Raw genomic sequence first — 21,333 nt, 5'->3', positions numbered from 1 at the left:
AATTTATTTCTCAATTTGATTTTTTTTAACTATTTTTGCCTCAACTTGACGCTTACGTATTTGCACTATTACTTTTTTGCCCATTTCAAATGCACCTCTATCTATTATTGCAAGTGCTATAGATTTACCAGAAGATGGGGATTGTGTTCCTGATGTAACGAAACCAATTTGATTACTATTTTCATCTAGTACTTCATAACCTGTTCTAGCAATGCCTTTACCTAATAGTTCAAGACCTACTGTTCTACGCTCGGAACCATTTTCCTTTTGAGCTTTGAGTACTGATTTGCCAATAAAATCATTTGCAATTAACGGTTTAGCAGCGAAGGCTATTCCTCCTTCATAAGGAGTAATTGATTCAGATAAATCTTGACCATGTAAAGGTAATCCAGCTTCAAGTCTTAGAGTATCACGAGCACCTAAACCGCATGGTGTAACATCGTATTTTAATAATTGTTCCCATATATCCTTAGTATCTTCTTGCTTACAGTAAATTTCAAAGCCATCTTCTCCAGTATAACCAGACTGCGAAAGAATAATAGATTTACCAAAAAGTTGTACATTCTGTTTAAATTCAAACATTGCCATATGGCTTACATCTACATCCACTAATTCATTTATCAATGCTCTTGAACGAGGACCTTGAATAGCTAATTGTCCGTATTTGTCTGAAGTATTGCTTACATCTACGGTGAAATTAGAGCTATGTTTTTTAATCCATTGATAATCTTTATTGGTATTTGCAGCATTTACAATAAGCAAGTAGTGGTTTTCATTAAGTTTATATGTAACTAAATCATCAATGACTCCACCTTCTTCATTACATAAAGCACTATACATTGCTTTATCATTTGTTAGAAGATTTGTATCATTAGAAAGGATGTATTGTATAAATTGTTCTGCATCTTTACCACTAATCTCTATCTCTCCCATATGACTTACATCAAAAAGACCAACATTATATCTAACTGCGTTATGTTCTTCTTTGATACTTGAGAATTGAACAGGCATTGCCCATCCACCAAACTCAACAATTTTAGCACCACTATCAACGTAATTTTGATATAAAGGTGTTTTTTTCAAATCTGTTGTCATACTTGTACCCCCAATTAATAATTTTTAAAAAACAGGATAGCATAAAGCTACCCTGTTTTAATACTCATTTCAGGAATGCGTCACAGTATTATCCTTTTGCCTGAGAGTTTCGTTATTTCACTTGCACCTTCGGCGATAGAGAGTCAAAATTGTAATAGACTATAATCGTTTAACTCATAATGATTCAAGTTTTGATCTCTATTCTCTCTAATACTGATCAATCGCTTAATAATTTTGTTTTAATTAAAGTACAAATTTCAGAGACACTCTGTGCACTATCAACTTTCATGAATGCGATTTCATTATATCTTGAAAGTCTTGAAGAATACAAGGCATCAAGTTGGTTAAGATTTTTACTTTTAGCATTGGGTCTATGTGAATCATTTTTAACTCGTTTGAAAATGATTTCAATGTCACAATCTAGCCAAACCACATGCTTTTGGCTTTTTAAGAGCTTTAATGAATTCGTATCTTCTATAATACCTCCTCCAGTTGAAATAATATCGAAAGTATTGAGACATGCTTTTAGGTACTTTGTCTCCAATGATCTAAAACCTTTTTCTCCGATATCATTAAATATATCAGGTATAGATTTACATTCATTTACTTCAATAAATTTATCTAAATCCACATAACTTAAATTATATAAATCTGAAAGATATTTTCCAACAGTGGTTTTACCAGTTCCCATGAAACCAACTAAAATAATAGGCACTTGAATACTCTTCAAATTAATCTACCTCTTTTAACTTATTAACGATAACTTTATTGTAGTAAACATCTAAGTTATGTATTGTCTTTAATTTTAAACTATATTGAGAGATATAAAAAGATATAATTGATAAATAAATTGAAAAAATTACTATTAAATATAAACTAATGAACGCTTTTTGGCTATAAAAAAAGGATTTCTTTGTGTTTATCGTTCGCATCTCCTGTTGTTATTAATAATTTCACTATATTATCGTTCGTTTTTAATATACGAGTAGATAAGACATGATTTAACAATGTAATATTACCTCTTTGATTAATATTTTTGTAAATTTTACGGTTCTTATAAATATACCTAATAACATCTTTATTTTTCTTAAGTTTAATTGTATATGCATTTTCGATCTCATAATTGTTTTTAGTCGTCATTTTCTCTTTAAGTAAATCTCTTCTAAAAAATTCAAATTGAATATCTTCGTTATTTTGAGCAGTATTTAGATAAAATGAAGTCAATTTAAGTATAGTAGGTAATAAAGTGAGTATTAAAGTAGTCACAAATAAAGCAAATAATGCTTCGATGTAGGTAAATGCTTTTATATTAAATAGAAATACATGTTCGCGTATTAAATGCTTTATCCGCCCCACATATTTTATGATTGAATAATTGTATTTCATAATTTTCTATTACAACCCCTTGATAAAGTTCTTTCTTTTTATAGTGTTGAAGACTAGTTATCATGATTTGCTTGATTTTTATGTTATTTAAATTGATAAGATACTGATTGTTTAAGTTTGAAAACATAGGTATTAAAATCATTGTTATTGTACTAACTATAAAAAAGGCTAGCAATGCATCAATAATTAAAGACCCTTTAAATTTATATTTTGACAAATCTCAAACGCCCCTTTTCAATATGGAAGATTAATCTATAAGCATGTGAATTATATTGTAAAATGAGCGAACCAAAATGATTGATATTTCCATTTTTATCAAAATTTAATGTTTGAATTTTAGCTATATTAGTCACTTTTCCTTTATTAAGTTTAAAACTATATTTATCTCCATTTTCTTCAACTACTTGTACTCTATTTGAATTATTAAAAAATAATAAAGTTATCGATTCATTGTTGCTAATAGCTTTAGATTTATAGTAATTAAATTTTGTTATTAATTGCTTAATTTCATGTTCTTCATCAATTAGCTGAATGTCGAATAGGTTTCGTGACCATAAAGTTGTTATCAACAAGCAACTGATAATAAACAAAGTAAAAATCATCTCGACTAAACTAAATGCTTTAATGTTTTTAATTGGCAACTGCCTCTCCATTTGCAATACTAATTGTCTGACCGGATTTACATGTTTTTTGTCCTTCTTTTATAAAACCATCTGAAACCAAATCATCAATATTAGAAGGGTTGCGGTTATGTTTTAAAGCGTAAGCTTCTATTTGACTGTTTACCATTTTAACTTGAGCATCACATCCAGTTGACTGAATATGAGATGTTTGTTTTGCAATATTTGGAATTATAAGTATTAATAATAAACTGATTATTAGTAATACTAAAAGCATTTCTATCAAGGTAAATGCTCGTGTTTGTTTCAATAATTTCAATGTTTTCATTGATGTCACTCCTCAAATTATTTTATTGTTTGCATAAGTTCGAACATAGGAAGCATAATGACTAAGTATAAAGATACAATAAAAATTCCCAAGATAAAGAAGATGATAGGTTGTATAAATTTTGTTTGTTTTAACACTTTTTCCTCAAATTGCTGTAATAACATTTGACTGTATAATTTTAATTCTATATCTAATTTTCCATTTTTCTCTCCTTGTTCTATGAATTTAATTAAATCATTTTGAAAACATTGTAGATTCATTAATATAGTAGGTAACGGGAGCCCTCTATTAGCTTCTTTAAAAAGACAATTACCCAGAAATTTAAGAAATTCGTTATCTTGCTCATTACGATATATTTGGACGATTTGTTGAAGACTTGTACCATTTCTGTAAAATAAAGAAAGCTGATTGGAAAGTTGATAAGTTCTATATATTTTATAATACGTATTAATCATTGGGATTTTTAAAATAGATTTTAATTTTCTCTCAATTGGTAGATAATAGTAAAATTTATAAGTGATAAAAAATGCTATACCACTCATAAAGATAAAAATGAAAGTTAGCTTGGGAAGAAGGGTAATAATAAGAGTTAGTAGATTTTGAAATGTTGATAATTTAACATTCATAGTCTCATAAAGTTGTTGAAATTGAGGTATGACAGTTATATTTAAAATGGTTAATATGAATAAGAAGATAGAAATTAATGCAACAGGATATTGTAAGGTTTTGATGAGTCGTTTTTTAGCTTTCAAATTTCTTTTCATATATTGAACAGTATCAACGAGAGCCTCATCAATGTTACCGTAGTTTTCAGCAAATTTTATTTGAAGAAGAACTAATTCTGGATACCCTATCATTTTTAAAATATCATAACATGTAGCGCCGTTTTGTAGATGTTGGATAATCTTTTCATTTATTGTTCGTTCTTTATATTTAAAATAAGAGTTTAAAAATTTAAAACTTTGATATAAAGTGAATCCGTGACTTAAAAGCTGATGTAATCTCTGTAATAAGTTTATTGATTGTATTTCAGTAAGATATTTATTCCTCTTATATTTAAATGTATTTATCGACAACTTCTTCACATATAACACCTTCTTTAGACATTTTGTTTAAATGTGTAGATAATTTTGTGAAATTTTTAGGTAAAGAATGATTATGTTCAAAAAAATAATTGATTTGGCTTTGAAACATTAATTCCGATACTAGTTGACGAGTATTTGTAGTAGTAGTGATTAATCTTTGATTAGAAATTAAATTGATTGCCTGGCACAACTCTTGGACAGAAATACCCATTTCTAATAATCGTAATAATGCTCCCTTGCAATCATTCGCGTGCATTGTCGACAAAACTAAATGTCCACTTAAACTGGCTTGAATCACGTATTTAGCTACGGTAGAATCTCTGATTTCACCAATTAAAATTACGTCCGGATCACACCTTAAAATGGCTTTGAAAGAGCTTTCATAATTTATACCTGCCTTTTCATTAACTGATATTTGTGTGATTCCATTGAGTATTTGTTCTACTGGATCTTCAACTGATATTACATTTAAATTCAAATTTTGATGTGCATAAAGGACCATTTGGTACATTAAAGTACTTTTGCCAGAGCCAGTTGGCCCACTAAACAAAAGTAGACCTTGTTTCTTTTTCATGAAATGTTTAAAATCTTTAAATTCATATGATTCTCGTTTAGTTTGGAAGTATTGAGGTACTATACGAATTACACAACTTTCATTGCCTAATGATAACGGTAATGTAGAGATTCTTAAATAATATAAACGCTTCATCTTATAACTATATCTACCACTTTGTGCCCTATGCTGTGTTGATACATCTAACCCAGATTGAAACTTCATGTATATAAGTAATTTTTTATAAATTGGAAATGAAAGTGTATCATATATTGTGAGCTCATCTTTAATTCTTAGCTTAATTATAGTGTGTTCCTCACATGGTATAAAGTGTATGTCACTTGCTTCTTGCTTAATTGCATGATTGATAATCTGTTCAAATAAAATTTTCAAAAAAAATCACCTCCTACATATATAAACGTAGGAGGCGATTTTTTTACTCTCTAATATTAACCATTTATAAAAGGATTGAGTTGCTCATCGTCAACTGTGGTGTAAGGCCCATGTCCAGGGAAAAGTGGCATATCACCTTCTAATTCAAATAATTTATCTTTTATTGAATCAATTAATGTTTCATAATCTCCCTTATAAAGGTCTGTACGACCGATACCATTTTTGAACAGAGTATCGCCAACAACAGCAAAGTCATTAAAAACAAAACTAAGACTACCTGGAGAATGACCAGGCGTATGTAATACTTTGAATTTAAATCCTTCAATCTCTGCAGGACCCTCTGATAAACTTAATGGATTTGCGTGACTTTCTATTTTAGATATACCATATTGTGTAAATTTAGATGAGCCATTTTTATCTGGATCAGTTAAAAAATCAAACTCATCTTTACTCATATAAACTGGAACCTGATATTTTTCAATAATATCATCTAATGCTCCGATATGATCATAGTGTGCATGTGTTAATAAAATTGCTTTTAAAGGTTTATTGATTTGATTTAATTTTTTAATTATTTTTTGACTTTCACTTGAGGGATCGATTAATATTACATTTTCTTCATTCTCAATGAAGTACGTATTAGTGTCAACGATTCCTAATGTTAAATTTGAAATTCGCATTATAATTCACCACTATGGTCTAGATGTTTTTGTACTGATTTTAATTTATCATTCATTTTTCTTGATTTATCTCGACGATCATCAATTCTAATATTTGTACAAACTCTATCTAATCCTTTATCAAAAGGTAATTCATGAATCGCTTGAATCACCTCAAAAAGATCTTTCAAATCACCTTCGATTAATGTATTCATTGGTGTTAATTGATAATCAATTTTCCCTTGTTGTTTAAATTCATTTAACTTTGTTTGGATTTCTGCTATATATTTACTTACACTAGGACCCTCTGTTCCTACTGGAATAACTACTACATCAACAATTGCCATTATTTAGCACCCTCTTTATCTATGATATATGTTTTGATAAGTCCAGCTGCACCAGTAATACCAGCATCATTCCCTAATTTAGCTTGTACTATCTCAGTATTATTTTGAGCTGGAGTAAAAGTTAAATTACGATATTCAGTTTTAATATTTTCTATAAGGATAAGTCCGGCAGTAGACATGCCCCCTCCTAGAACAATATATTTTGGATTACTAGTAACGCTAATGATACTGCATAAATAGCCGATATAATTTGCAACTTTTTCAGTTATAAATATACAGAATTGATCACCGGCTTTAGCTGCATCAAATACAGCTTTTGCTGTTACTTGGTTATCTTTAATAAGTTGTAAAATTGATGATTTAAACGTTAATTTAGGATAATAGAAATTAACTAAATTTACTACACCAGTAGCAGAAGCAACTGTTTCTATACACCCTGATTTACCACAATTGCATTGAAAACGTTGATCAAAATCAGCTCTTAAATGTCCAATTTCAGCGCCTGACCCATTGTGTCCATGTACGATTTCTCCATTAGAAATTATACCTCCACCAAGTCCGGTACCTAAAGTAATTGCTACTACATCATCAGCACCTTCACCGGCACCTTTATGTTTTTCTCCCAATGCAGCAACATTAGCATCATTATCAACATAAACTGGACAATTAACATATTGTTTGAAAATTTCTCTTACATTGACACTACCTGGCCAATGTAAATTAACAGCTCCGTATACAACTCCAGTATCAAAATCAACAGGTCCAGGAACACCAATACCGACTCCAACAACATTGTTAAAATCATATTTAAATTCTGCAACCTTTTCAGTAAAAGAATCATAAATGTTTTTTAAAAGTAACTCACCAGTGTGGTCACTTGTATCAGTATCAATAGACCATTTATGCAATTGTTCTAAATCCTTGTCAAATATCCCCAATTTACAAGTTGTTCCGCCTATATCGGCAGCTAAAATAATATCTGTCATTATTTTTCATTCCTTCTTTGATTTATTATCAGTATACAATTCAGATATTCATCCTTCGTTAACAATTGATAACTATATAAGGATTTAATCTCTTGTATCATCATTTCATACATATCATCTGGATTTTTAAAATAGATAATGAAACCATATGTTTTAAGTAATTGTAACACGTCATAAAAATTTTTAATTTTTCGCGTCATTAGATTTACTCAACTCTTTTTTTAAATTAACATATTTTTTATTATTAGGATTAATTGCTACAGCTTTTTTTATATATTTTAAAGCCTTTTTATCATCACTTAAAGAACGATTAGCTATAGCTAATTCATAATTAAGTACACCTGAATTTGGAAATTTTCTTAAACCTCTTTCCCATTCTGATACGGCCTCTGCTTGCGAGCTCTTAGTTGCAGTAATCAAACCACTAAGGTAATATGTTTCATCATCGGCGTAATTATTATTAAGTGTTTGCTTTACAACATGTTTTGCTTCGCTATAATTACCTTTAATCATTTCATCCCGAATTAATTTATCATAGATATTATCCTCACTTATAGTAAATATTCTAATTTGTAAAACAATGAATATAAGTAAAAATACAATCAAAAATGCCCAAAATAAAGAGCGATGTGTTTTGAAATAATAGCCTATTAATGTAATTAATACACCACTGATAAATCCACCTAAGTGTGCCATTATATTAATATTAGACATAAAAAGTGAAAAACCGATTAAAACAACCAATGCAATTAATAACTGGCCAATCATTTTTTTATTAAAATTCTTGCTTAAATACATAATCACAAAAATAGAACCAATTAAGCCAAATATTGCTCCACTAGCACCGACTGAAATTGTAGACGTATTAAAAGATAGAGAAACAAAATTTCCATATAATCCGGATATAATATAAATTATTAGCATTCGCCATGAACCAATGATTGATTCGACAATTTTACCAAAAATAAATAGAGAAAGCATATTCATTAAAATGTGTTCGAAATTAAAATGTAAGAACATTGACGAAATAAGTCTATACCATTCTCCATGTACAACATTAAAATGAACAAGTCCACCTACTTCTAATAGTTTAACATCAGAAAATCGATTTAAGTATAAAATCATACATAACCATATCACAATATTAATTAAGATAAGTGTATATGTAATAGGGGTAAAACGTTGCATATGTTTATCAACAAGATTTTGTGTCAAAACTTTTCTTTTGTAATAAAGATAAGTCTTTTTATCTTCATTATTAATTAGCATTTTTATAAGTAAAAAGTTTATAGGGAGTGACTTTAAGCTTTGCTCATTGCTTAAAATTTTAAATTTCAGTTTAGTTGGTTTTTCTTCATTTAAATTTTCTTTTGAAAGCTCTTTATCCGTAAAATAATAAAATTCATAAGATTCAGGTAAATAACCGATGAATTGTTGTATTTCTTCAGGTCGTTCCATAATTTTTGATTTATCAAACCTAATCTCTTGGGTAGATGTAACATTTTTTCTAAAAACAACAATGGATTGTTTTCTCTTATGAGACAACCATATTTCATCGTCCCCTTTATCACGATAAATTACATTATAATTAAGATACCTAATCCAGTAATATAAGGCCTTCCAATAAAGTTTATTAATATTCATTTATTCCTCCACCACTTTATTGTGATAAATAATTAATTGCTCTACAGGTTGATCGTGTGGTTCTATATTGAATTGGGCTAACTGAAAATCATATAGTAAACTAACTGTATTACTTCTATGTTGGCTCAGGAATCGGTCATAATAACCACCACCATAACCTATTCGATAGCCCAATTTATCAAATGCAACCCCAGGTACTACAATTAAGTCCATTTTATTCGTTGTACCGACTGGGGAAATAGAATGATAAATACCTTTGCCATCTTTCTCGATATCCTCAATTGATAATAGTTGTTTAAAAGTCATTTCTTGCTGTTGATAATTTGTTTCAGGAACAAAAATTTTTTTATTATTATGTAGCGAATAAGTAATAATTGGATATGTATTAACTTCATGAGGCATCGATAAAACAATACCAATTTTGTTAGCTTTGCGATAAGCTTCACTTTGATATAATTTCTTAGCCAACCATTCATCAGCCAAATGTTTTTGTACTTTGTCGTAAGATTTCATCTTTTTAATTATATTTCTACGTAGTCCCTTTTTATCCATTTTATTCACCCATTTCGTTCACTTAACATTATAACGTTTATAGTAACTAATGTCATTAAGTTGGTATTTAAAGACAAAAAGTAAATGAAAAATCCCTTCAAAGTTTTCACTTTTATAAGTGGTTACTTTAAAGGGATTAAATCGATTTTATATCGTCATGTACAAATTTAAAAACATTAATTATTTAGTTTCACGATGTAAAGTATGTTTATTATCACGTGAACAATATTTTTTCATTTCTACACGTTCAGGATTATTTCTTTTGTTTTTTGTTGAGATATAATTTCTATCTCCACATTCTGTACAAGCTAATGTAACGTTTACGCGCATGAATTTCTCCTCCTTACCTTTTCAAAATACGACTTATTTATTATACCAATTACTTAACTAATTGCAAAGTATAATTTTATGATTAGTTAAGTTGACAATTTAAATTAATCTTCTTTCTCTTCGTTATTAGATCGAGAGTCATCTTTATTATCTTTATCTTTAAAATAGTAGTTGATTACGTCTCTACCTAAATCTCCACCATTTAACCAAGGTGGTGGAACAGGTTGATTTGTGTAGACAATTGAAAAAGATAATTTAGGATTATCGACGGGTGCATAACCGATATATGTTGAATTAACTCTAGGTTCTCCATCTTGAAAAACTTCAGCAGTCCCAGTTTTACCAGCTGAAGGTACTACAGTATTTCTAAAACTAGCATAACCCGTACCTTGCTTTTCATTGAAAGCCATTTTAAATCCTTCTTGAACTTCTTTAATTTCGTCACTTGAGTTATTTACCTTATTTAAAACATTACCCTTAATTTTACGTTTTAATGGGCCAGTTTCATCTTTATTAGTAGATTCATAAATAGACAATCCAATATGTGGTTGAATTCTATAGCCATCATTTGCAATAGTTGATACGTATTGGGACAACTGAAGTGGTGTATATGTGTCGTATTGTCCAATAGCTAAGTCTAAATAGTTACCAGGATTATTAGTTAAGGGCTCTATTTGGCCTGGCGTTTCGTTCGGTAAGTCAATGCCTGTTTTTAAGCCAAGACCTACTTGATTTAACCCTTTACGCAATTTACGACCCGCATCTGCTATATTATTAGGTAATGACATACCTGAAGTATAGGGATCACCTGCTAATTTAAGTGCGGTTTTAAACATGTATACGTTTGATGAATGCATAAGTGCTTGTTTATCATCAATAGATACATGACCATTTTTATTAAAATATGATCGTTTAGTTAAACCACCTTGGAATTTTAATGGCTCATCTACCATAGTTTCTCCAACATTAATAGCTTTATTTTGGTACCCAGCTAATAATGTTCCTCCTTTTACTGAAGAACCGACCGTGTATTGAGCTGTAAAGTTGCCAATATCATAATCTTTGAGTTTACCCTGCTTATCAATTTGCTTCCCTGCCATAGCAAGTATGTCTCCATTTCTAGGATTTTGGACAACCATTAACGCATTGTCCATATCCTTAGCACCTTGACTACGTAACTTAGAAATTTGTTTTTCTAATAAAGATTCTACTTTTTTCTGTAAATCAATATCTATAGTTAATTGTAAATCATGACCTCTTGAACCAGGATTAAGTACTTCTGAACTTATTACTCTACCAGATTTATCAGTTGTATATTTCATTTGTTTCTTCGTGCCTTTAAGAACATCTTCGTATTGATATTCAAGATAAGATTTACCGACACGATCATTACGTGAATAACCTTTTGATAAATATTGTTCGGTTAATTCTTTAGGTATACCTTCAGTCGAAGTCGACACATCTCCAAATATACCTCTTAAAGTATCACCGTATGGGTATTTTCTATCCCAATCCATTGTAGTGTTTACACCAGGTAATTTAGAAAGTTGTTGTGATACGGCTGCATATTCTTTCTCGCTTACGTCTTCATTTTTAATTGTTTGAGGATCTAGAGTTGACCCAGCATTCATTTCCCGATAAATTGCTAAAACTTGCAAATCTTTTTTAGTTAACTGTTTTAATTGTTTTTTTCCTATTTTATCTCTTAATTGTGTATCAAATTGTTCTTGTGAAATACTGCCATCTTCTAACATTAATTGTTCTTTTCTCATTAACTTTTTAGCAGATGACGGATACATTTGAATCCAAAAATCCTTTTTATCTCTCTCAGTAATTTTATCCGTATCCATTTTAATTAAATCTGTCAGTTTCTTAGCAGTATTTAACATTTCCTTTTGTGAAGTTTTACGGTTTCTAGTGTATGTAATAGACATCTTTGAAGCATTATCAACTAGTACTTTGCCATTTCTATCTAGTATTCGGCCTCTTGGTACTGATTCATTAACAGTTATATTTTCATCGTTTTTGATTAATTGTTTGTAATGAGATCCTTGTGCTATTTGTAAATAACCTAATCTCAATACGACTATAGCAAAGATAAATACTATAAATCCAAATATGAAATTGATTCTTTTATTCATGGTGTTTCTCATTTTTTCATCATTTGTTTTTTCTTTTAATCTTTTCAGCAAAACAACCTACCTCTATTCAAAGTCTCTCATACAAATGATATATGATATTAGATTATTTTTCTATCATTTTAACAAAAAAGAGACGCAGAAAAATTTCTTTATCAATTGATAATCAAATTTATAAATATACTTTTAAACAATAATCAATAATAAAAATTTTTACATCGGTTTCATCAGTATTGTAATTCAAACTAAATGCATATACTTTTATGTTAATTTAGATTTTAATAAAAATGGATATTAAGTAATGAATCTCATTTCTCACGTGTTGTAGATAGTATTTAGTTTTATATGTAATTAGCCCTTAGATGACGATCATCTAAGGGCTACAACAAAAAATATAAGGTATTGTTTAAACTGATTTTTAGAATTTCTATGTTCTAAAGTTATTTAATATTGATTATTTAGTTGCATTATATAATTCATTAACTTTTTCCCAGTTAACAACATTCCAGAATGCATTGATATAGTCTGGGCGTTTATTTTGATATTTAAGATAATAAGCATGCTCCCAAACATCTAAACCTAAAATTGGTGTTTTTCCTTCAGTAATTGGATTATCTTGATTTGGTGTTGTAACAATTTCTAATTGTCCATTGTTTACAACTAACCAAGCCCATCCTGAACCAAAGCGTGCTGCAGCTTTATCTGCAAATTCTTTTTTAAATTCGTCTAAAGAACCCCATTGTTCTTTTATTTTATCTACAACTTCACCTTTTTCTTCAGAATTTGGTGATAATAGTTCCCAGAACAATGAATGGTTAAGGTGTCCACCGCCATTATTACGAACAGCTGTTTGAATATTAGATGGCACACTATCTAAATTAGCAACAATTTCTTCGATTGATTTAGCTTCTAAATCTGTCCCTTCAACTGCTGAATTTAATTTTGTAACATATGTGTTATGGTGTTTATCATGATGAATTTCCATAGTTTGTTTGTCGATGTGTGGTTCTAATGCATCATATGCATAAGGTAAATTTGGTAATTCAAAAGCCATAAATAATCATCCTCCTAAATTGTCTATAACTATATCATAACAAGTAGATTTATAAGCAACAAAGAATATGCTTTCAAAAAAGTTTTAATTGCAGAATTGTTTTCCCGACCCACACTACAATTTATCAAAATTGTTAATGTGAATCTTCTTAATATTTTTCTAAATCTACTAATTGATATACTATAAATATATCTCAAATTTGTGAAGATTAAACATAAAAATACATAAATTTTAATAAATACGACTAATGGCCTATAATTAGTAAAAGAACTTCAGTTATTATCACTAGGTTCTTTTGCTACAAATCATGAGTATTCATTTTATATTAAATATTTAAAATTTCATGACCGAAAATTTTAAATTGAAATGATGAAATGTGCCAGTATTATGATCCGAATGTTTTTTAGTTTGCTTTACGTTGACATTCTTCACAAATACCATACACTTCTAGTTTATGAGTATGAATATTTACATTGGGTAATTGACTTTTAATCTTCTCAATTGGACAAAAATCAATCACTTTAGTTTCTCCGCAATTTTCGCAAATAAAATGATGATGGTGATGATTTGTGCATGCGATTCTGAATTTCATTTCTCCATCTAATTCGGTACTCTCTATAATGCCTAAATCTTTAAATAAATGAAGATTTCTGTATACAGTATCAAATGATATTCCAGGATAGTCCTTATCCATTTGTTGTTGAATATGTTTAGCATTTAAATATTTATCCTCTTTAACAAAGATATCTAGCATATCTTTACGTTTATCAGTGTATTTAAGTCCGTTTTCTTTTAAAACTTTAATTGCATCATTTGTATTCATTCTTAAACGACTCCCTTTTTGAACTTAATTTTTAACTTCTTAATAGTCATCGTTAGTATGAGCATTACTACTAATAGTACAACAATGACACCACCAGGTGATATATTCATGTAAAAAGCTATAATTAATCCTAGAATTACAGACAGTTCTCCTAATATAATACTTAATGCTATTAATTGTTTAAATCCTTTAGTTATTCTCATTGAAATTGCTATAGGAAGAGTTATTAACGCGCTTACTAATAATATACCTACAACTCTCATTGATGCAGATATAACCATTGCAACAATTACTATAAACAAAAATTGAATCCACTTTGGTATACCTATGACTTTACTATATTCTTCGTCAAATGATAAAATAAATAATTCTTTATAAAATAAAACAATAAATATGAGAACAATTATTGTAATGATAATAATTGTAGTTAAATCACTAATATTTACTGCACTAATTGATCCAAATAGTAGGCCTACGATTTCTTGATTAAAACCATCTGCTAGAGAAATAAAAATAGCACTTAGGGCAATACCAGCGCTCATTATAATAGGAATTGCAATTTCTTGATAATTAGAAAATGAAGTTCTTAATTTTTCAATTAATAACGCTCCAATAACAGCAAAAAGAATACCAAACCACATAGGGTTTATTACTGAGAATACGGGAATAATGGTAAGCAAAAACATACCAAAGGAAATGCCACCTAATGTCACGTGGCTCAAAGCGTCAGCAATTAATGATAGTCTTCGAACTACAATAAATGCACCTATTAATGGTGCGATAAAGCCAATAAGCAGACCGCTAATCAAAGAATATCTAATAAAATCAAAATTTAATAACGCATCTATCAAAAGTTACACTTCCTCTTTGTTTCTAATATAAATTTATTCATTTCCCTCATTACAACATGTTCGGTTGTGTTGATGATCAACAAATTGAATAGGATGACCATAAATTTTTGAAATTTCCACTTCATCTAAAGACTTGAATGCTTCTGTAGAACCATGGAAATGAAGATGTTTATTTAAACATGCTACTTCTGTAGCGGTATCTGCTACAACGCCAATATCATGGGTGACTAAAATTATTGTAATCCCCTGCTTTTTTAATTTATCAAGTGTATCGTAAAATTCGCTTACATGTTTTGCATCAATTCCGTTTGTAGGTTCATCTAACACTAGCACACTTGGGTTAGAAATAAGTGCTCTAGCAATAAGTACACGTTGTTGTTGTCCACCAGATAGTTCAGCTATATTTTTATTTATTAAATGAGATATATTTAATCTCTCTAATACCTTTTTGACTTTTTGATAATCACTTTTATTGAATCTTTGAAATATTTTTTTGGTTTTAGTCAGACCACTTAAAACAACTTCCTTTACACTAGCTGGGAAACCTGCATTGAAGGCAGAAGCTTTCTGAGAGACATAGCTAATTTTCAATGAAGATTTATTACCTTTAAATGGTTTTCCTTCAACAATTATCTCACCCTTTTGTATAGGCAATAGCCCTAATATGACTTTTAGTAAAGTAGATTTACCTGCCCCGTTTGGACCAACAATTGCTAAAAATTCGCCCTTATTAATTTTGATATTTATGTTCTCTAATACATGCTTATTATCGAAATAATAATCTAAATTTCGTAATTCAAAAACTGGCGTTGTCATGGTTTTCACCTCGCATATAACTATACAACTTATTAATTTTTATGTAAATAGTAATGTTTACGACTATTTTAAATTACATATATTTTTGGTTGTTCTATAATTAGTCTAATGACTTGATAGTCGTAATTAAAACGTTATTATTTTTATTTAACATGATCAAATAATTAAGCCATTCACTGAATGAAAAGACGATGAATGGCTTAATTTTATAAATATTTTATTGATTTAAAATTTTGTTCTTGAGGTCTGGATCAAATTCTTGTGATTTTAACATGTCTATTTCTAATTTATACGGTGGTTTTTTATTTTTTTTATCTTCACCAACATATGGAGTTTCTAATATTTTTGGAATATTTTTAAAAGTATCATGATGCACTACGTAATTAAGTGCATCAAAGCCAATATGACCAAAACCGATATTTTCGTGACGATCTTTCTGTGCACCTCTTAGGTTTTTACTGTCATTAACATGTACTACTTTAATTCGATCTACTCCAATTATATTGTCGAATTTTTCTAGTACACCATCGAAATCTTCTTTGACGTTATATCCGGCATCATGAGTGTGGCACGTATCAAAACAAACTGATAAGCGATCATTATGTGTAACACCATCAATTATTTGAGCAATTTCTTCAAAAGATCTCCCTACTTCTGTTCCTTTACCCGCCATAGTTTCAAGTGCTATTCTTACATCATTATCATGTGTGAGTACTTCATTAAGTCCTTCAATAATTTTTTGGATTCCTTTATCTACACCTGCTCCGACATGCGCCCCAGGATGTAGTACAATATCTTTTGCTCCAAGTGCTTGAGTTCTTTCGATTTCTTTTTGTAGAAAGTCAACTCCTAAATTAAATACTTCAGGTTTGGTTGTATTTGCAATGTTAATGATATATGGTGCATGTACAACGATATTTGATAAACCATATGTTTTCATTGCCTGTTGGCCTTTTTCGATATTTAAATCTTCAATATTTTTACGTCTTGTATTTTGTGGTGCACCTGTATAAATCATAAATGTTGATTCACCATATTTATGTGCTTCTTCTGCTGACCCTTGCAGCATTTTTTTGCCACTCATTGAAACATGTGATCCTAGTAACATTCATTTCACCTATCCTTTATTAGTTTTTCGTTTTTGTCTTTTTTGCTTTTTACTATACTGCTTTCTTTCTTGACGTTTCAATTTTTCAACTTCTTGTTTAAATTTCTTTTTATAGCCTGGTTTAACTTTACGTTTTGATTTACTTCTTACTTTGTGTTTAACTTCATTGGTTAAATGGTCATCTTTGCGTTGTCTTGATTTACGCATATTGTGTGCCTTAATCGGTTTTAATTCACCATTCTTGATATCTACATTTTTAAATTTATAACCTTTGTCCTCGATAAGAGTAATATTACTTTCTTCATCAGGACCATATAATGTAATGGCCACTCCTTTATAATTACCTCTTCCTGTTCGACCTACGCGATGTGTGAAGAAATCGATGTCATTGGGTACATCGAAATTAATAACATGACTTACGCCTTCAATGTCTATTCCTCTAGAAGCAAGATCGCTTGCAATGACAAATTGAAAATCTAAATTTCTTATTCTTTTCATTTGTTGTTTACGTTCTCTTGGTGTTAAACCACCATGAATCATACCTATTTTAATTCCTTCTTTATTTAAAGTGTCTGCCAATTCATCGGCATTTTCACGACTGTTACAGAAAATAATACATAGATAAGGATTCAATATATCTATCAGTTCCAATGTTTTATCTACCTTGGCAGAACCTTTTGTAGGAATTAGATAAAATTCGATATTTTCTTTATTATGAGCTTTACCATCTACTACTACAAATTCTGGTTGACTTAAATATTTATTTAAAAATGGTTGCAATGATTTAGGTATTGTTGCACTAAATACCGCTAGATGAGCATTTTCATTATCTAATCTCGCTGCAATATGATCAACATCTTCAATGAGACCCAGGTCAATCATTAAATCCGCTTCATCTATAATTAAATATGAGGCTAAATGTGCATGAAGATAACCTGAATGTGCTAAATCATTAATTCTTGTTGGTGTACCAATAATGAGTTGTGGTTGATGGTTACATCGTTGTTTATCTTTTTCTAAATCGGTGCCACCAATGAAAAGTTTTACATTTATACCTTTTTTGAATTTTACTAAATGCATAGCAACTTGATAAAGTTGCTGAGCAAGTTCACGTGTTGGAGCTACTACTATGGCTTGTGGCTCTTGAATGTCACTTTCTATAAGTTGAATTAATGGTAAGAGAAAAGCGTGTGATTTTCCAGTTCCAGTTTGAGATTGTCCTATTAAATTTGTTCCTTTAAGAATTCTCGGTATGATTCTATTTTGGATTTCGGTCGGTTTTTCAAAATTAAGATTTTTAACAGCTTCAATTAAATTCTCATCTAAATTAAAGTGTTCAAATGGATGTTTTGACATAATTTGTTCTCCTTTAAATGTTTATCAATAACATTTATTTATATTTAAATGGATCTGTGTTGATTTCAGAGGCATATATCGGAAATTGATTTTCATATTTAAATAACCATTTTGCTAATAATTCTTTTAATCCTTCTTTCATAACATACTCACTATAATGATTGATGTCTAATAAATTTACATTTTGGATTTTAGCATCTAGAGCATCATGGTGTTTAATGTCACCAGTAACAAAAACGTCTGCTCCAAGTTGGCTAGCTTTATACTCAAATCCTATACCTGAACCGCCTATGATTGCTACTTTCTTAATTGGACTATCATGTTGACCTGTATATCGTACGCTTGGTATACTGAGTTGTTTTTTTGCATATTCAGAGAATTCATCTAAAGTCATAGTTTTGTTTAATTGTCCAATAATCCCTAATCCATACTCACTTTCTTTGTTCATTTTAATAAAATCAAAAACTGGTGTTTCGTATGGGTGATTATCTAAAATAGCTCGCTTAGCTATTTCTAATTCATTGCTTTTTATCATAAACTCAAGTTTTATTTCATCAACATATTCGATACTATCTAACTTCCCTATATAAGGGTTTGCATCACCTACTGGTTTAAATTGTCCTTTACCTTCACTTTCAAAGAAACAATATTCGTAATTACCTTCTTTAGCTAATCCAAGTTCGTTTAAACTGTCTTTGAAATCTTCAACATAATTTTTAGGTATAAAAGTTTGAACTTTGTAATAATATGAGCTATTTGTATTAATCATGGATATGTTCTCTAAACCTAATTGATGCGCTAACATTCGATTGACACCTTCAGGATGTACATCAAGGTTAGTGTGTAATGCTATAAGATTGATATTATTTTGGATAAGTTTACGAATAATACTACCATATCCATCTTCAACAATGCGTTTTACTCCTTTGAAAATAAGTGGATGATGAGCAATGATGGTATTAGTATTAAGTTCAATTGCTTGGTTAACAACATCATCGGTGCAGTCGAGAGTTGTCAGAATACCTGTAATATCTAAATTATCATTACCAATTAATAATCCTACATTATCCCATGATTCAGCTTGATGAAATGGAACGTGATTATTTAAAATTTTCATCAGTTCACTAATTTTCATTAATTAACACCTCTTGTATTAAGTTGATTTCATCTTCTATTTCTTTTAGTCTCTCATGATGTGAAGTTGAATTCAATTGAGATTTTATATCACGCAGTGCTTGTAACTCTCTTTTCCATTTTTTTTGAAAAATGTTATTACAATCTCTAAGTAAAAATGGTCCGAATTTTTCTTGTAATATATTTAATTTAACTAAGTTATTATTAAACTCAGCTACCACGATTTCATATATGTGACCCTTTTCCTCTATGATTCTTTCATCAACGATTTCATATGAGAGTTTGTTAAGAGTTTGTCTTAATGCTTGAGTTTGTATATTACTTTGTAGTATGAGTCTTGGGTGGTTAACTAATTTATCTTTCCCATCGTTTAAAATTTTTGCAATTAATGGTCCTCCCATACCACAAACAGTTATATTATCAATTTGATCTTCTGCGTTTATAACGCTTAGACCATCGCCTAGACGTACATCAACCAGTTGATTTAATTCATAATTTGCAATATTTCTTTTAGCGGCCTTATAAGGTCCTTGAATAACTTCTCCTGCTATTGCTTTTGTGCATAAGTCGTTTTGAATTGCATATATAGGTAGATATGCGTGGTCTGAGCCAATATCAGCCAATGTTCCTCTTTTAATAAATGAGCATACAATTGATAATCTTTGGTTAAGGTTAATCATTTTTAAACTCCTTATATGTATTAAAAAAGAGTAGGATAGAATTCAGTAATAAGAAATTTGAATTCACTATCCCACCCTACTTTAGTGTGATGATTTAGTTAAACGACATTACTATTAATTAATAATTCAAACGCCAATGTCTTATTCCTTTAATTTAATCCATGAAATCTTTAAGACGTTTACTTCGGCTAGGATGTCTTAGTTTTCTTAAAGCTTTTGCTTCAATCTGACGAATTCTTTCACGTGTTACACCGAATACTTTTCCAACTTCTTCTAGTGTTCTTGTTCGTCCATCATCTAAACCGAAACGTAAACGTAAAACATTTTCTTCTCTGTCAGTAAGTGTATCTAAAACATCTTCTAATTGTTCTTTTAACAATTCGTATGCTGCATGATCAGATGGACTTTGAGCTTCTTGGTCTTCTATGAAGTCTCCTAAATGACTATCATCTTCTTCACCGATTGGCGTCTCTAAGGAAACGGGTTCTTGTGCAATTTTTAAAATCTCTCTGACTTTTTCTGGTGGTAAATCCATTTCTTCTCCAATTTCTTCAGGAGCTGGATCTCTGCCTAAATCTTGCAATAATTGACGTTGAACACGAATCAATTTATTAATCGTTTCTACCATGTGAACTGGTATTCGAATTGTACGCGCTTGGTCAGCAATTGCTCGTGTAATAGCTTGTCTAATCCACCAAGTGGCATATGTTGAAAATTTAAATCCTTTGCTAAAATCAAATTTTTCAACAGCTTTAATTAAGCCCATATTACCTTCTTGAATCAAATCTAAGAATAACATGCCACGACCAACATATCTTTTAGCAATACTAACAACTAAACGTAAGTTTGCTTCAGCTAATCGTGATTTAGCAATTTCATCACCTTGTTCAATTTTTTTTGCAAGCTCAATTTCTTCTTGAGCACTTAAAAGATTAACTCTACCAATTTCCTTTAAATACATACGCACTGGGTCATTGATTTTGACACCAGGAGGGGCACTCAAATCATTAGGATTGATTTTATCATCCGTGTCAGAACTATCTTTTTCATTGACAAGTGTAATGTCATTGTCATTCAATTGGTCGAAGAAATCATCCATTTGATCTGAGTCCATTTCAAAATTTTGTAGTTTTTCAGCGATTTCTTCGTGACTTAAATGACCTTCTTTTTTTCCTTTATCAATTAATTGTTTTTTAACATCTTCTAGTGTTAAAGTCGGATCAATTGTTTGCTTTTTAATTTTAACTTGGTTGTCAGACATGAAAAGGCCTCCCGATTTTAGTAAATACTGATAATCTATTAATAATTATATATTATATCAATTTAATATGATTTGTATATTCTAAATAATCACTGGATTACACTGAGTAAGTGAAAATCAAGTGATATGTGCTT

24 protein-coding genes, 1 pseudogene and 1 riboswitch are annotated in these 21,333 nt (G+C 29.8%); all 25 genes and pseudogenes read right to left on the bottom strand.

Annotated features, from left to right (window positions below; genetic code table 11):
* Positions 1-3: 3 nt before the first annotated feature.
* A complete protein-coding gene (gene gcvT, locus ACVBFA_RS00245) occupies positions 4-1,095 on the bottom strand; it encodes a glycine cleavage system aminomethyltransferase GcvT (protein WP_002457722.1) in 1,092 nt (363 codons plus the stop codon).
* Between the two features lie 78 nt (positions 1,096-1,173).
* Positions 1,174-1,316: riboswitch (glycine riboswitch) on the bottom strand.
* Positions 1,313-1,825, bottom strand: coding sequence for a shikimate kinase (locus tag ACVBFA_RS00240; protein ID WP_126122647.1), 513 nt, complete (start codon positions 1,823-1,825; stop codon positions 1,313-1,315). (Overlaps the previous riboswitch by 4 nt.)
* Positions 1,826-1,989: 164 nt before the next feature.
* Positions 1,990-2,481: a competence type IV pilus minor pilin ComGF gene (locus ACVBFA_RS00235; protein WP_002457724.1), complete on the bottom strand. Its 492-nt coding sequence runs from the start codon at positions 2,479-2,481 to the stop codon at positions 1,990-1,992.
* A complete protein-coding gene (locus tag ACVBFA_RS00230; protein ID WP_002446530.1) occupies positions 2,405-2,698 on the bottom strand; it encodes a hypothetical protein in 294 nt (97 codons plus the stop codon). Before ACVBFA_RS00230 ends, ACVBFA_RS00235 begins: the two co-directional genes overlap by 77 nt.
* Positions 2,685-3,122: a competence type IV pilus minor pilin ComGD gene (gene comGD / locus ACVBFA_RS00225; protein WP_002446531.1), complete on the bottom strand. Its 438-nt coding sequence runs from the start codon at positions 3,120-3,122 to the stop codon at positions 2,685-2,687. Before comGD ends, ACVBFA_RS00230 begins: the two co-directional genes overlap by 14 nt.
* Positions 3,112-3,429, bottom strand: a complete 318-nt coding sequence (comGC, locus tag ACVBFA_RS00220; RefSeq protein WP_002446532.1) for a competence type IV pilus major pilin ComGC — start codon at positions 3,427-3,429, stop codon at positions 3,112-3,114. The genes comGD and comGC overlap by 11 nt, the downstream gene beginning before the upstream one ends.
* Positions 3,430-3,446: 17 nt before the next feature.
* Positions 3,447-4,514, bottom strand: coding sequence for a competence type IV pilus assembly protein ComGB (comGB, locus tag ACVBFA_RS00215; protein WP_002446533.1), 1,068 nt, complete (start codon positions 4,512-4,514; stop codon positions 3,447-3,449).
* Positions 4,486-5,460, bottom strand: coding sequence for a competence type IV pilus ATPase ComGA (comGA, locus tag ACVBFA_RS00210; protein WP_002446534.1), 975 nt, complete (start codon positions 5,458-5,460; stop codon positions 4,486-4,488). The genes comGB and comGA overlap by 29 nt, the downstream gene beginning before the upstream one ends.
* Positions 5,461-5,516: 56 nt before the next feature.
* On the bottom strand, positions 5,517-6,140 hold the full coding sequence (locus ACVBFA_RS00205) for an MBL fold metallo-hydrolase (RefSeq protein ID WP_126122678.1): 624 nt from the start codon (positions 6,138-6,140) through the stop codon (positions 5,517-5,519).
* Complete coding sequence (locus ACVBFA_RS00200) at positions 6,140-6,466, bottom strand: MTH1187 family thiamine-binding protein (RefSeq protein WP_001831234.1); 327 nt, start codon at positions 6,464-6,466, stop codon at positions 6,140-6,142. Before ACVBFA_RS00200 ends, ACVBFA_RS00205 begins: the two co-directional genes overlap by 1 nt.
* The gene (locus ACVBFA_RS00195; protein WP_002446536.1) at positions 6,466-7,452 is read right to left on the bottom strand and encodes an ROK family glucokinase; all 987 of its coding nucleotides are present in this window, start codon (positions 7,450-7,452) and stop codon (positions 6,466-6,468) included. Before ACVBFA_RS00195 ends, ACVBFA_RS00200 begins: the two co-directional genes overlap by 1 nt.
* Positions 7,452-7,652, bottom strand: coding sequence for a YqgQ family protein (locus ACVBFA_RS00190; RefSeq protein ID WP_002446537.1), 201 nt, complete (start codon positions 7,650-7,652; stop codon positions 7,452-7,454). The genes ACVBFA_RS00195 and ACVBFA_RS00190 overlap by 1 nt, the downstream gene beginning before the upstream one ends.
* Positions 7,636-9,096 carry a rhomboid family protein gene (locus ACVBFA_RS00185; protein WP_038813170.1) on the bottom strand — a complete coding sequence of 487 codons (1,461 nt, stop codon included), beginning with the start codon at positions 9,094-9,096 and terminating at the stop codon, positions 7,636-7,638. The genes ACVBFA_RS00190 and ACVBFA_RS00185 overlap by 17 nt, the downstream gene beginning before the upstream one ends.
* A complete protein-coding gene (locus ACVBFA_RS00180; protein WP_002446539.1) occupies positions 9,097-9,648 on the bottom strand; it encodes a 5-formyltetrahydrofolate cyclo-ligase in 552 nt (183 codons plus the stop codon).
* 180 nt (positions 9,649-9,828) lie between these two features.
* Complete coding sequence (rpmG, locus tag ACVBFA_RS00175) at positions 9,829-9,978, bottom strand: 50S ribosomal protein L33 (protein WP_001830957.1); 150 nt, start codon at positions 9,976-9,978, stop codon at positions 9,829-9,831.
* Positions 9,979-10,082: 104 nt separating this feature from the next.
* The gene (locus ACVBFA_RS00170) at positions 10,083-12,170 is read right to left on the bottom strand and encodes a peptidoglycan D,D-transpeptidase FtsI family protein (protein ID WP_002475076.1); all 2,088 of its coding nucleotides are present in this window, start codon (positions 12,168-12,170) and stop codon (positions 10,083-10,085) included.
* A 400-nt stretch (positions 12,171-12,570) separates the two neighbouring features.
* The gene (locus ACVBFA_RS00165) at positions 12,571-13,170 is read right to left on the bottom strand and encodes a superoxide dismutase (protein WP_001831217.1); all 600 of its coding nucleotides are present in this window, start codon (positions 13,168-13,170) and stop codon (positions 12,571-12,573) included.
* A gap of 403 nt (positions 13,171-13,573) precedes the next feature.
* A complete protein-coding gene (locus tag ACVBFA_RS00160) occupies positions 13,574-13,993 on the bottom strand; it encodes a Fur family transcriptional regulator (RefSeq protein ID WP_001831164.1) in 420 nt (139 codons plus the stop codon).
* Between the two features lie 2 nt (positions 13,994-13,995).
* Positions 13,996-14,844, bottom strand: coding sequence for a metal ABC transporter permease (locus ACVBFA_RS00155; RefSeq protein WP_002446541.1), 849 nt, complete (start codon positions 14,842-14,844; stop codon positions 13,996-13,998).
* 33 nt (positions 14,845-14,877) lie between these two features.
* Positions 14,878-15,676, bottom strand: a pseudogene (locus tag ACVBFA_RS00150) (metal ABC transporter ATP-binding protein).
* A 201-nt stretch (positions 15,677-15,877) separates the two neighbouring features.
* Positions 15,878-16,768 carry a deoxyribonuclease IV gene (locus ACVBFA_RS00145; RefSeq protein WP_002446543.1) on the bottom strand — a complete coding sequence of 297 codons (891 nt, stop codon included), beginning with the start codon at positions 16,766-16,768 and terminating at the stop codon, positions 15,878-15,880.
* A 9-nt stretch (positions 16,769-16,777) separates the two neighbouring features.
* A complete protein-coding gene (locus tag ACVBFA_RS00140; protein ID WP_002446544.1) occupies positions 16,778-18,124 on the bottom strand; it encodes a DEAD/DEAH box helicase in 1,347 nt (448 codons plus the stop codon).
* 34 nt (positions 18,125-18,158) lie between these two features.
* Positions 18,159-19,259 carry a Nif3-like dinuclear metal center hexameric protein gene (locus tag ACVBFA_RS00135; protein WP_002446545.1) on the bottom strand — a complete coding sequence of 367 codons (1,101 nt, stop codon included), beginning with the start codon at positions 19,257-19,259 and terminating at the stop codon, positions 18,159-18,161.
* A complete protein-coding gene (locus ACVBFA_RS00130) occupies positions 19,249-19,938 on the bottom strand; it encodes a tRNA (adenine(22)-N(1))-methyltransferase (protein ID WP_002476250.1) in 690 nt (229 codons plus the stop codon). The genes ACVBFA_RS00135 and ACVBFA_RS00130 overlap by 11 nt, the downstream gene beginning before the upstream one ends.
* A 154-nt stretch (positions 19,939-20,092) precedes the next feature.
* A complete protein-coding gene (rpoD, locus tag ACVBFA_RS00125) occupies positions 20,093-21,199 on the bottom strand; it encodes an RNA polymerase sigma factor RpoD (RefSeq protein WP_002446547.1) in 1,107 nt (368 codons plus the stop codon).
* Positions 21,200-21,333: the final 134 nt, after the last annotated feature.

The organism is Staphylococcus sp. MSU001, assembly GCF_052976705.1.
The sequence above is the reverse complement of the archived record's forward strand: the minus strand, read 5'-3'. Positions and strand labels throughout refer to the sequence as shown.